The following is a 13,328-nucleotide window of genomic DNA, read 5'->3' as shown; positions in this document are numbered from 1 at the left end:
ACTCAATTATAATTAATCAATTAAGAAATAAGGATTATGAGCGATAATGAAATGATGGAAAAAGAGGAAATTTTTTCAAAGGTTTTACGAGCAGGAAGAAGAACATATTTCTTTGATGTAAGATCCACCAAAGCTGGTGATTATTACTTGACAATAACGGAAAGTAAGAAATTTACTAACGATGATGGCTCTTTTCACTATAAAAAACATAAGATATATTTATACAAAGAAGACTTTGCTGGCTTTACAGATATATTAAACGAAATGACTTCTTATGTTATTAATGAAAAAGGTGAAGAAGTTATCAGCGAAAGACATCAGAAGGATTATCAAAAATCATATGAAACATCTTCTTACAGTAATAACAACGAAAAAGTTGAAGCATCCGCCGGGGAATTTACAGATATAAATTTCGAGGATATTTAAAAAGAATAAACTTAAGCTTAAGTTAAATTCCAAGGACCGCTTCAATTAATGAAGCGGTTTTTTTTATCTTCCCTACTCAATAAACTATTACGAACACGCAAATCAAAGAAAATGAAACACTGTTTTACGATTATACTCCTTATAATCAATTTCCTAGTATATTCACAGGAGAAAATTTCTTTAGATTACTATCTACCCGGTGATATTTCTTATAATCCAAATATCCCTACTCCTCAAAGTGTACTTGGTTATGTTCCTGGAAAGTGGCATGTCACTCACGATAAACTCATCCAGTATATGACTGCATTAGCAAAAGCGTCTCCAAGAGTACATCTTGAAAACAGGGGACACACCTATGAAGACAGACCGCTTATTTTACTTACCATTACTGCTGAGAAAAACCAACAACAACTTTCTAAAATACAAAAAGAACACCGACAGCTAACCGAAAAAAACGCATATTCATTAGCTATTGAAAACATGCCTGCTGTTGTATATCAGGGATTTTCTATCCATGGAAATGAACCCAGTGGAACAAATGCTGCTTTATTAGTTGCTTATTATCTGGCTGCCGGAGAGGGAGAAAAAATAAACCAGTTACTCGACAATGTTGTTGTTTTATTTGATCCTGCTTTAAACCCTGACGGAATCCAACGATTCGCCTACTGGGCAAATACCAATAAAAGCAAAAACATCAGTACAGACCCTCAGGACCGTGAATACAGCGAGATATGGCCTGGAGGAAGAACCAACCATTATTGGTTTGATATGAACAGAGACTGGCTTCCTGTACAGCTACCAGAATCCAAAGCACGTATACACACATTTCATCAATGGTACCCTAATATCCTTACAGATCATCATGAAATGGGACCTAATAGTACCTTTTTCTTTCAACCAGGAGTTCAATCAAGAACGCACCCGTTAACCCCTAAACTAAACCAGGAGCTAACTAAGAAAATAGGAAATTTCCATGCGAACGCACTTGATAAAATAGGATCTTTATATTTTACCGAAGAAAACTTTGATGATTTTTATTACGGCAAGGGATCTACCTTTCCCGATATTAATGGAGGAGTCGGTATCTTGTTTGAACAAGGAAGTTCCAGAGGTCATGCACAAAAAACCCAAAATGGAATCCTCACCTTCCCTTTTACGATACGAAACCAGTTTATTACTGCCTTATCCACTCTCGAAGCTGCAAAATCAATGAGAAAAGAATTACTGGCATACCAAAGGGATTTTTACAACGACATACGAAAAACAAAAAACAACCAATCTTATGTTTTTGGAAGTGAAAAAGATGCTGCTTCTGCATATCACCTGGCAGAAATACTAAAAAGACATCAGGTAAAAATATATGATGTAAAAAATGACTTTTCCAGTAAAGGAAAAGCGTACAAAAAAGGATATAGCTACATCGTTCCTAAAAACCAGAGACAACGTAAGGTTATTGAAGCTATCTTCGAGAAAAGAACTTCTTTTACCGATAGCCTTTTTTACGATGTCTCTGCCTGGAATTTCCCATTAGCTTTTAATCTAAATTTCAATGAGAATGCTTCTTCTCATATGGGACCTGAAATCACAGATTTACGCCCCAGAAATCCTAAAAAAGTAAGCAATAGTCAGTATGCCTACCTGATGGAGTGGCATGAATATTATACCCCTAAGGCACTATACCAACTATTATCAAAAGGAATACGCGTAAAAGTAGGAATGAAACCTTTTTCCCTGGAAGGCAAAAAATACGATTATGGCACACTCCTAATCCCCGTTCAAAATCAAAGAGCACATCAAGAAGAACTACATCAGCTACTTCAGACTGTCTCATCTTCAAATCACATTGATATCACAGCAGTTTCAACAGGTCTTACACAAGGAATCGATCTGGGGAGTAACCAATTCAAGACACTTTTCCTTCCTAAGATCGCATTACTAACCGGTCAGGGAATTACATCTTATGACGCTGGAGAAATCTGGCATCTAATGGATCAGCGATATGATATTCCAATTACCAAATTAGACACTGAACACATTCAATACAGGGATTTATCAAAGTACACTCATATTATCATGTGCAATACCAGAGGTACTGTTTTTGACAAAGAAATGATCAGCAAGTTAAAATCATGGGTACATGCAGGAGGAAATTTAATCGGATATAGAAATGTGGCTAATTTCTTTAAAAATCATGAATTCATGAATATTGAATACAATAAACCAGAAATAAAGGCAACTGATGTTACATTTGAAGAAAGAGCCGACTTTTATGGTGCTAAAAGAATTGGAGGAGCCATTTTTAATGCTAAAATTGATCGTTCTCATCCTATTAACTTTGGATATACTAACGAAAATATCGCATTGTTTAAAAATACCACTTTATTCATTAAACCTACTACATACGGTTATAAAAACCCTATTCAGTACACCAGTAAACCTCTACTAAGTGGATATATCAACAAGGACAATCTAGCATCTATAAAAAATACAGTTGCTTTCAGACACCAAAACTCAGGAAAAGGAAATGTATTACTCTTTACTGATAATACTAATTTTAGAGCATTTTGGTACGGAACCAACAAGTTATTAATGAACGCTATCTTTTTTGGGAATATTATGTAAGCAACGAAAGGATAATAACATTACGCTCTCATATGGCTAGTATATGCTTTAAATTCGATATAAACTTTCAGGCATTCGCTATTACTTAATAACGAAACTTACTAAAATAAACGTATGATTTCTTTATTTTTGACAGAGAAAACAAACGATAGTCACCTGTACACTTGTAACTAATTACCATTTTTAAACACTAACCTAGTTAGAACATTTAATAGGATTAAGAAATTTCATTTATTATGGCCAGAACACCTTCTAATATGCTTCCTCTTGGAACAGTTGCTCCTGATTTTTCTTTGGTAGATACCGTCACCAACAATACTGTAGCTCTGGAACAAATCAAAGGAGAAAAAGGAACGGTAATTATGTTTATCTGCAATCACTGCCCGTTTGTAATTCACGTGAATGAAGAAATAGTTCGAATTGCCAATGATTACAGGTCTCAGGGATTTGGTTTTATAGCAATTAGCAGCAATGACATAGAAAAATATCCGGATGATGCTCCGGATAAAATGTGGAAACATGCTCAAAAAAACAAATACACCTTTCCCTACTTATTCGATGAGACTCAGGAAGTAGCCAAAGCATATGATGCAGCCTGCACACCCGATTTCTACCTTTTTGATGCCAACTTACACCTTATCTACAGAGGACAATTAGATGATTCCCGACCCGGGAATGGGATTCCGGTAAATGGAAGAGATCTCAGAGAAGCATTGGATGCTGTCCTTAGAAACAGTAAAGTAAGTGATCTACAGAAACCGAGTATTGGGTGCAATATTAAATGGAAAGAACAATAAAAAGACTTTATACTAATAAAAAAAACGTCTTTAGCAAAGCTAAAGACGTTTTTTTTATGCTGTTTTAAAAATTATTTTACATCTACTAGCTCTACATCAAAAACAAGTGTTGCATTTGGTGGAATTACTCCTCCTGCACCTCGTTCACCATATCCCATATGTGGAGGAATTACAAAACTAGCTTTATCACCAACCTGCAATAATGAAATTCCTTCATCCCATCCCTGAATCACATGTCCTTGTCCAAGAGGAAAATCAATTGGCTGGTTTCTTTTATAGGAAGAATCGAAAACAGTTCCATCTACTAAACTTCCTTTATAATGCACAGAAACAGTCTTTCCTTTTTCTGCTTTTACTCCAGCTCCTTTTTCAGTAATCTTATACCTAAGACCGCTTTCTGTTTTTTCAAAACCTACAGCTATTTCTTCTAATAGTTGTTCTGCTTTTTTCTTTGCAGCAGCTTCTCTTTCTGCCTTTGCTCCATTAAATTGTCTAAATGATTCAACTGCATTAAACGCTTCTGCTCCTGCTCCTACACGCTGGATTTCTATCGATGTAATCTCATCACCTTGTGCAATTGTATCAACTATATCCTGTCCTTCTACTACCTTTCCGAATACTGTATGTTTTCCGTCTAACCAAGGAGTCGCTACATGTGTAATAAAGAACTGACTTCCATTAGTTCCTGGTCCTGCATTGGCCATAGAAAGCACTCCTGGTCCATCGTGTTTTAAGTCGTCATGAATCTCATCATCAAAGTTATATCCTGGACCACCAGCACCTGTTCCTTGTGGATCTCCTCCCTGAATCATAAAATCTGCAATTACTCTATGAAACTTCAATCCATCATAATATGGTTTTCCTTGAGGAATTGCTTCATTTTCTAAGTTCCCTTCTGCCAATCCTACAAAGTTTCCTACTGTTCCCGGGGTTTTTTCGAACTCCAAATTAACCAGAATACTTCCTTTTGATGTATTAAATTTTGCGTATAATCCGTCTTGCATAACAGCGTCTTTTTTAGCTTTTTATATTTTTAAAGCACAAAGATACTTAATTGCCTCTCGATTATCGAATATTTTACCTCAATAAACTTCTTTATCCAAAAGAACTCTAATAAAACAAAAGAAGCTGTCTCTAATACAGAAACAGCCTCTTCTTTCTTTGTTGTTTTATCTTACTATCAATTAGCGACTTCACTAATAAATTTAATACGATACAATCGAAGCTCTTCATCATCATAGTCTCCGTCAAACTCATCCAATGCATCATCAATCTTATCATTTTCCGCTTCCAGGAAATACTCATGAATCTCTTCTTGCTGATCTTCATCTAATATTTCATCAATCCAGTAATCTATATTTAGTTTAGTCCCACTATAGACAATTGCTTCCATCTCCTTAATAAAATCATCCATTTCCATCCCTTTAGCCCCAGCAATATCATCCAATGGCAACTTCCTATCCACATTCTGGATAATATACAGTTTTAATCCGCTATTCGCTCCGGTGCTTTTTACCACAAAATCATCCGGGCGCATTATATCATTCTCTTCGACATACTTTTCAATAAGAGCTACAAACTCTTTCCCATATTTCTTCGCTTTTCCTTCTCCTACTCCATGAACATTCGCCAATTCACTGATAGAAATAGGGTATTTCAATGCCATATCTTCCAGAGAAGGGTCTTGAAAAACTACAAATGGCGGGACTCCTAACTTCTTTGCTACTTTCTTTCTTAGATCTTTGAGAATCTCCACTAATTTTGCATCTCCGCTTCCTCCTTTATTAAGTGCTTTTGCCGTAGTAATTACAGTATCATCTGCTGCCTGATCATAAATATGATCTTCTGTCATCATAAAACTTTCAGCTCCCTTGACGAATTCTTTCCCTGCATCAGTAACCTTAATAATTCCGTATGTTTCAATATCTTTTCTCAAATAACCTGCTACCAGTACCTGGCGTATCAGTGCCATCCAATATTTATCATCTTTGGATTTTCCAGAACCAAAAAAGCCTTGTTCATGCGTTTTATGAGAGATAATCAGAGCATTACTCTTCCCTATCAAGGTATTCACAACCTCTTTAGATTTATAAATTTCTCCTGTTTTTTCTACAACCTCCAATAAGGTCTTTACTTCTTCTTTTGCTTCATTCTTTTTCTTCGGATTACGAACATTATCATCCATATCAGCTCCTTCTCCATTCACTTCATCAAATTCTTCTCCAAAATAATGAAGGATAAACTTTCTTCGGGAAATTGAAGTTTCTGCAAAAGCAACCATTTCCTGTAAGAGTGCATGACCTATTTCTTGTTCCGCTACAGGTTTCCCACTCATAAACTTCTCTAGCTTCTCTATATCCTTATACGAATAATAGGCCAGACAATGTCCTTCTCCTCCATCTCTTCCTGCACGACCAGTTTCCTGATAATAGCTCTCGATGCTTTTTGGGATATCGTGATGAATTACAAATCGCACATCTGGTTTATCAATCCCCATTCCAAAGGCGATGGTTGCCACAACAACATCCGTATCTTCCATCAGAAACATATCCTGATGTTTCGCCCTGGTTTTGGCATCTAATCCTGCATGATAGGGAACCGCTTTCACCCCATTCACTTCAAGGGTCTGCGCCAGTTCTTCTACCCGTTTTCTACTCAGACAATAAACAATACCACTTTTACCACTATTTTGTTTTACAAAACGAATAATATCAGCATCTACATTCTTGGTCTTCGGGCGGATTTCATAGTATAGATTTGGTCTGTTAAAGGAGGCTTTAAATGTTTTAGCATTATGAATTCCCAGATTCTTTAAAATATCCTCCTGCACCTTGGGGGTTGCTGTCGCAGTTAAGCCAATAATAGGAATTTCTTCCCCTATTCGCTTTATAATATTTCTAAGGTTTCTGTACTCAGGTCTAAAATCATGTCCCCACTCACTAATACAATGAGCTTCATCTACTGCCAGAAATGAGATGTTCTGTTCTTTGAGAAAATCTACATATTCTTCTTTTGTCAAAGATTCCGGTGCCACATAAAGCAATTTGGTTACTCCATTGACAATATCATCTTTCACTCTTTTTATTTCAGACTTATTTAATGATGAATTTAAAACATGTGCAATACCAAACTCTGAAGAAATACTTCGTATTGCATCTACCTGATTTTTCATTAAAGCAATAAGAGGAGAAACGACAATGGCTGTTCCATCACTCATTATAGCAGGTAATTGATAGCAGAGAGACTTCCCTCCTCCTGTAGGCATAATTACAAATGTATTCTCTTTATCCAGAATACTTCTAATTACCTTCTCTTGCAATCCTCTAAATTGACTAAAGCCAAAGTGCTTTTTTAAAGCTCCCTGTAAGTCATTTTCACTCATACTCATTGATCACTATTTTATATTCCAATAAATTACCGCCATTAAACCTTTATTCCCCCAAACATTGGCTTAACGAATCCTTAAATTTTTTATTTTTAGCATGTCAAAGATAATTATAAACCTTTTTTTTGACAATATTTAAAATTCATAAGGTATTACATACCTTTGCATTTATTAAAGATAATAAAATCTTCAATTAATAACACGCAATTTTAAAAAATTTTGAATACGCAGGACACTATAATTTCATTTGCCAAAAAAACCATTTCTGAAGAAGCTCAAGCCATTTCTAACCTGGAAAGTCTGATTGACAACGAGTTCTCTGAAGCGGTTCAGAATATACACAATTCTCAAGGGAGAGTTATCATTACCGGAATTGGTAAAAGTGCCATTATCGCTTCTAAAATAGTTGCTACAATGAACTCCACAGGAACCCCTGCGGTATTTATGCACGCTGCAGACGCCATCCACGGTGACCTGGGAAACATCCTTAAAGATGACATTGTTATTTGCATCTCTAAAAGCGGTAATACCCCTGAAATAAAAGTGCTGGTTCCCTTAATTCAAAACTTTGGAAACAAGTTAATCGCTATCACTTCTAACAAACAATCTTTTCTGGGAGAACATGCCGACTATGTACTACACGCATATGTAGAAAAAGAAGCTTGCCCTAATAACCTGGCTCCCACAACCAGTACGACTGCACAACTTGTAATGGGAGATGCCCTGGCTGTTTGCTTATTAAATCTCAAAGGGTTTTCCAGTAAGGATTTTGCTAAATATCACCCGGGAGGTACTCTGGGGAAGAAATTATATCTACGTGTAAGCGATATTACTGCTGGAAATGAGAAACCACAGGTATCTCATGATGCCAATGTCAATAGTATTATTGTAGAGATGACAGAAAAAAGATTAGGAGCTACTGCAGTTACTGACAATGGAAAAATCATTGGAATTATTACTGATGGAGACCTTCGTAGAATGCTGACAAACAACAGTTCTTTTGAAGGACTAACAGCTAGTCAAATCATGTCTCCTTCTCCTAAATGCATCAATGATGATGCAATGGCGATTGATGCATTAGAACAACTGGAAGAATTTGGGATTTCTCACTTGCTATCAGAAAAAGACGGAACCTATCGTGGAATTGTTCATATTCATGATCTGATGAGAGAGGGTATCTTATAAACCACCAAGCGTCTAACCTTATTAATTTTAAAAAAATAAAACATTGAAAAATAACCCAAAAAAGAATCCTCAGACTATGTCTTTTCTGGATCATTTAGAGGATTTGCGATGGCATTTAATCAGAGCTACTGCTGCTGTGCTCATAGCAGGTATTATTGCCTTTATTGCCAAAGAGTTTATTTTTGACGTTATTGTTTTCGGTCCCAAAAAAGCGGACTTCCCTACATATAAAGGACTTTGCAAAATTTCTAAGCTATTAGGATTAGACGAAAGCTTGTGTTTCAAGGAGCTTCCTTTTAGTGTTCAGAGTCGAAAAGTAGCCGGGCAATTTTCCGTACATATATGGACTTCTATCACTGCTGGATTTATTATTGCCTTTCCGTATGTACTTTATCAGTTTTGGAAATTTGTCGCTCCAGCTATGTATGACAATGAACGCAAACACTCCCGAGGGTTTATAATCGTATGCTCTGCCTTATTTTTTACGGGAGCACTTTTTGGGTACTATATCATCACTCCATTATCTATTAATTTCCTAGGAGGGTATCAGGTTAGTAAAGAAGTAATTAATGAATTTGATATTGACAGTTATATTGCTTTATTACGTGCTTCTGTCCTCGCCTGTGGACTCATATTTGAGTTACCAGTTATTATGTATTTCCTGGCTAAAGTCGGATTAGTAACTCCAGAGTTCCTAAGAAAATATAGGAAATATGCCCTGGTAATTGTCCTTATATTATCCGCTATTATCACACCTCCTGACATTGCGAGTCAGATTATTGTAGCAATCCCAGTATTGATATTATACGAAGCGAGTATCTATATAACCAAGATGGTTATCAAAAAAGAAAAAAACACCTCTCTAACAACAAGATAAATCATGAGCGATATTGTAGATGAATTTAATGCATACCGAGAAAAAATGAATTCTCGTATTCTCGAGGACAACAATAAAATTATCAAGCGTATTTTTAATCTGGACACCAATGCCTATATGCCCGGAGCACTGGATGTAAAGACAAAAGAACTTTTAGGGTTAGTCGCCTCTGCGGTTCTTCGCTGTGATGACTGTGTCAAATATCATCTCGAAACTTCTTATAAAGAAGGTTTATCCAAAGAAGAAGTAATGGAAGCATTAAGCATTGCTACATTGGTAGGGGGAACCATCGTTATTCCACATCTGAGAAAAGCATATGAATTCTGGGATGCATTAGAAAAGAAAGAAGCCTCTTCATAAATTTCTGATGTGTTAAGAAAATTATACATTTACCAATCCAAATTTAGCAACGCTTTAAAAATAAAGAAGTCATTCTACTATGAAATTAAAAGCCGATAATTTAATCAAATCATACAAAGGTCGAAAAGTAGTAAAAGGAATCTCTCTGGAAGTCAACCAAGGAGAAATTGTAGGACTACTAGGTCCCAATGGAGCAGGAAAAACAACTTCTTTTTATATGATTGTAGGGTTGGTAAAACCCAATAGTGGGAAAATTTCTCTGGATAGCACAGACATTACCAAATTCCCTATGTATAAAAGAGCGCAGAATGGAATCGGATATCTTGCACAAGAAGCATCTGTTTTTAGAAAACTAAGTATAGAAGATAATATCCTTAGCGTATTACAATTGACTAAACTCTCTAAAAAAGAGCAGTTGCACAAAATGGAATCTCTAATAGATGAATTCAGTCTCGGGCATATCAGAAAAAACAGAGGTGATCTATTAAGCGGAGGAGAACGAAGAAGAACAGAGATTGCTCGGGCATTAGCTACAGATCCCAAATTTATTCTTCTAGATGAACCCTTTGCCGGAGTAGATCCCGTTGCGGTAGAAGATATTCAGCGTATTGTAGCACAATTAAAAAACAAAAACATAGGTATTCTAATTACTGATCACAATGTACAGGAAACCCTAGCCATCACAGATCACACTTACCTTATGTTTGAAGGAAGTATTCTCAAGGCTGGAGTACCAGAAGAATTAGCCGAAGATGAAATGGTTAGAAAAGTATACCTCGGACAAAACTTTGAACTTAGAAAAAAGAAACTGGACTTCTAGAGCACTTGTATATTTTATTAACGGTCACCTGTTTTGACTAACAGCGACATGATTACATACAGAAGGATTATACAGGGAATGGATAAAAACTTCAACCAGACAATGAAACCGATAGTAAGCACCAAAAATGCATACCTGATTTTATTGTCCTGTATATTCCACGTTTTGAACTTAAGTGCAAACAGAGGAATTTCTGCATTGAGCAAATAGCAACTCACCAACGTCAATGCTATCAAAAACCACTTATTAAGAATTATAGCAACAACCCATCCCTCATGTTGAAATTTCAGTATCAAAGGTAAACTAATGATCAACAGCGTATTTGCCGGAGTAGGCAACCCAATAAAAGAGGTCGTTTGTCTCGTATCAATATTAAATTTAGCCAATCGATATGCCGATGCCAAAACAACAAGCAACCCCAGTAAAGAAAAATAGGATGCATCTATACTGGCAAATACCTGATTTGTATTCCAGGTTGGAGGTGTTACATAAAAAGGTTTGCCAAATACTTTAGTTAATAACTGATACATCACAATTCCCGGTACAACTCCACTGGTGACCATATCAGCCAAAGAATCTAATTGTAATCCTAAAGCACTCTGCGCATTGAGTAATCTTGCAGCAAGCCCGTCAAAAAAATCAAAGAATATCCCAAGCATCGCAAAAAAAGCTGCATATTCCAGGTGCCCCTGAACAGCAAAAATAACTGCTATGGAACCGCTCAATAAATTGAGCAATGTAATACCATTAGGAACTTGTTTTTTTAACCACATATCAAACCGGATTTTGTGTAAAAATAGTAAACTATTTTAGTCTATTCCTACTATTATTTTGCCTATTCTCCATAAACTTCTTCTGTACATACACATAGGTCATCAACTAGAAACAAATTTTGAATTCCAGAACACATCTCAAGAGATTACAATTATATCAATCTGGGCAAAAAGTCATGAAGTAAACATTAAATACTTATATCCCTAAAAATCATACAAAAACAAAATTCACTAAGTAAAACCCATCTTTTTATTTTTACTATATCCCTCAAAAAAAACATACCAAACCAACAGTTCGCAATACAACCACATCGTTTCTTTTAAAAAAACTTTCTTAACCTTCTTTTTTATTTCTTCATTATTTTTTAGCACTCCACATCTTCACTTTGTCACAAAATAAGTTTACTTTCGTTTGTAATTTAAACCCTTCTGTATTCCTCAGAAGGGGATTAAAACATATTTTAGGGTGAAAAAGATTCTTTTAGCAATTCTATCCGGTGTATTACTGACAATCAGCTGGCCAACCTATGGTTTTCCTATTTTCTTATTTTTCGGCTTCGTTCCTTTACTACTTGCTGAGTATCAGCTACGGACTGCCAACATGAAAAAAGCAAAAATATTCGGACTTTCCTTTTTATCCTTCTTTATCTGGAATATAGCAACAACCTGGTGGATCTATAATTCGACTGCCCTTGGTATGTGGATTGCTGTCATCACCAATAGTTTACTGATGTCCACTGTTATCCTTATATATCACGGTGTAGCAAAAAAAACAACCTTTACAGTAAGTACCTTGTTTTTAATTTGCCTATGGATGAGTTTTGAGTACATGCATTTACACTGGGAATTCTCCTGGCCATGGCTTAATCTGGGAAATGGTTTTGCAGACTTCATCTCCTGGATACAATGGTATGAATACACAGGTACTTTTGGAGGCACTCTATGGGTATGGATTCTCAACATCAGTATTTTTAAAAGCATCCTCTTATTTCAGAAATATCAGGAAAAAACCATTTTGTATCGAGCTGCTGTAAAAAACGGACTACTCATCATACTCCCTCTAAGCATTTCACTTCTTATCTTCTACACATATGAAGAGAAAGGAGAAGATATTGAGCTAGTGGTTTTACAACCAAATATTAATCCTTATACCGAAAAATACAATACAACCGATCAAAAAATAGGTGCTTTATTGCACAAGTTAGCTACAGAAAAAATTACAGATAGTACTGATGCTGTTATCGCCCCTGAAACGGTATTTGCAGATAATAATAAACTCAAAAGGTTTTCTTATTCTATTGCCAAAAATACAGGACAGAAAATTATTGAAAATAGCAAAAAAACGCATTTTTTGGGAGGAATATCTATGTACGATCGCTTTAGAGATCCCCGTAGAGTTCATTCTCAGACAAACATTATTAGAGAAAACGATTTTTATGACGACTACAATTCTGCCTTTTGGGTTCGCCCAGATGGCGCTACAGAATTGTATCATAAAACAAAATTAGTAGTAGGGGTCGAAAATTTCCCGTATCAAAGTATTCTGAAACCAATTGTAGGGGATGCAATGATTGATCTTGGAGGAACTGTAGCAAAAAAAACTACCCAAAAAGAAAGAGAGGTCTTTTTTACCAAAGATAGTCTTGGTATTGCTCCAATTATTTGCTACGAAAGTATCTATGGAGAATTTATTACTGGCTATGTAAGAAATCAGGCTAACATTCTGGCAATTATCACCAATGATGCCTGGTGGGGCAATACTGAAGGACATCGTCAACACCTGGCATATGCCAAATTAAGAGCTGTAGAAACCAGAAGAAGCATTGCCAGAAGTGCTAATACTGGAATTTCTGCTTTCATCAACCAAAAAGGAATTGTTCTAGACTCCTTATCATATGAAAAACAGGGTGCCCTAAGAGGTGTCATCAAAACAAATAACGAGGTAACATTCTATGCTAAAACCGGAAACTTTATTCCCAGGATTGGATTGTTTCTTACACTATTTATATTTCTCTTTTCTGTCACGCGAAGAAAAAAACCGCTAAACATCTAACATCGTTCATTAACGATAAGTTCCTTTCAG

Annotated in this window: 11 protein-coding genes; 8 read left to right on the top strand and 3 right to left on the bottom strand. The window is 35.9% G+C overall.

What is annotated here, in order from left to right; all coding sequences use genetic code 11:
- The first annotated feature begins 36 nt into the window (after nucleotides 1-36).
- The 3 genes from HN014_RS12795 (at nucleotide 37) to HN014_RS12785 (ending at nucleotide 3,845) form a co-directional block, all read left to right on the top strand.
- Nucleotides 37-426: a PUR family DNA/RNA-binding protein gene (locus HN014_RS12795; RefSeq protein ID WP_176029252.1), complete on the top strand. Its 390-nt coding sequence runs from the start codon at nucleotides 37-39 to the stop codon at nucleotides 424-426.
- 111 nt (nucleotides 427-537) lie between these two features.
- Complete coding sequence (locus tag HN014_RS12790) at nucleotides 538-3,048, top strand: M14 family metallopeptidase (RefSeq protein WP_176029251.1); 2,511 nt, start codon at nucleotides 538-540, stop codon at nucleotides 3,046-3,048.
- A 236-nt stretch (nucleotides 3,049-3,284) separates the two neighbouring features.
- Nucleotides 3,285-3,845: a thioredoxin family protein gene (locus HN014_RS12785; protein ID WP_176029250.1), complete on the top strand. Its 561-nt coding sequence runs from the start codon at nucleotides 3,285-3,287 to the stop codon at nucleotides 3,843-3,845.
- Between the two features lie 71 nt (nucleotides 3,846-3,916).
- Here HN014_RS12785 and HN014_RS12780 read toward each other — a convergent pair whose 3' ends face one another.
- Complete coding sequence (locus HN014_RS12780) at nucleotides 3,917-4,849, bottom strand: peptidylprolyl isomerase (protein WP_176029249.1); 933 nt, start codon at nucleotides 4,847-4,849, stop codon at nucleotides 3,917-3,919.
- Between the two features lie 176 nt (nucleotides 4,850-5,025).
- Nucleotides 5,026-7,233, bottom strand: a complete 2,208-nt coding sequence (recQ, locus tag HN014_RS12775; RefSeq protein WP_176029248.1) for a DNA helicase RecQ — start codon at nucleotides 7,231-7,233, stop codon at nucleotides 5,026-5,028.
- Nucleotides 7,234-7,449: 216 nt separating this feature from the next.
- On the opposite strand from recQ, the gene HN014_RS12770 reads away from it, so the two are divergent.
- From HN014_RS12770 to lptB, 4 genes are all read left to right on the top strand, one after another.
- Nucleotides 7,450-8,415 (top strand): SIS domain-containing protein, encoded by a 966-nt coding sequence (locus HN014_RS12770; protein WP_176029247.1) that lies wholly within the window; start codon nucleotides 7,450-7,452, stop codon nucleotides 8,413-8,415.
- A gap of 76 nt (nucleotides 8,416-8,491) precedes the next feature.
- Nucleotides 8,492-9,292 carry a twin-arginine translocase subunit TatC gene (tatC, locus tag HN014_RS12765; RefSeq protein WP_176031108.1) on the top strand — a complete coding sequence of 267 codons (801 nt, stop codon included), beginning with the start codon at nucleotides 8,492-8,494 and terminating at the stop codon, nucleotides 9,290-9,292.
- A gap of 3 nt (nucleotides 9,293-9,295) precedes the next feature.
- Complete coding sequence (locus HN014_RS12760) at nucleotides 9,296-9,652, top strand: carboxymuconolactone decarboxylase family protein (RefSeq protein WP_176029246.1); 357 nt, start codon at nucleotides 9,296-9,298, stop codon at nucleotides 9,650-9,652.
- A gap of 79 nt (nucleotides 9,653-9,731) precedes the next feature.
- Complete coding sequence (lptB, locus tag HN014_RS12755; protein WP_176029245.1) at nucleotides 9,732-10,472, top strand: LPS export ABC transporter ATP-binding protein; 741 nt, start codon at nucleotides 9,732-9,734, stop codon at nucleotides 10,470-10,472.
- A gap of 17 nt (nucleotides 10,473-10,489) precedes the next feature.
- On the opposite strand, the gene HN014_RS12750 is transcribed toward lptB, so the two are convergent.
- Nucleotides 10,490-11,245 carry a phosphatidylcholine/phosphatidylserine synthase gene (locus tag HN014_RS12750; protein WP_176029244.1) on the bottom strand — a complete coding sequence of 252 codons (756 nt, stop codon included), beginning with the start codon at nucleotides 11,243-11,245 and terminating at the stop codon, nucleotides 10,490-10,492.
- 466 nt (nucleotides 11,246-11,711) lie between these two features.
- On the opposite strand from HN014_RS12750, the gene lnt reads away from it, so the two are divergent.
- Nucleotides 11,712-13,298: an apolipoprotein N-acyltransferase gene (gene lnt, locus HN014_RS12745; RefSeq protein ID WP_176029243.1), complete on the top strand. Its 1,587-nt coding sequence runs from the start codon at nucleotides 11,712-11,714 to the stop codon at nucleotides 13,296-13,298.
- The last annotated feature ends 30 nt before the right edge of the window (nucleotides 13,299-13,328 follow it).

Source organism: Aquimarina sp. TRL1, assembly GCF_013365535.1.
Classification (GTDB): Bacteria; Bacteroidota; Bacteroidia; order Flavobacteriales; family Flavobacteriaceae; genus Aquimarina; species Aquimarina hainanensis.
The sequence above is the reverse complement of the archived record's forward strand: the minus strand, read 5'-3'. Positions and strand labels throughout refer to the sequence as shown.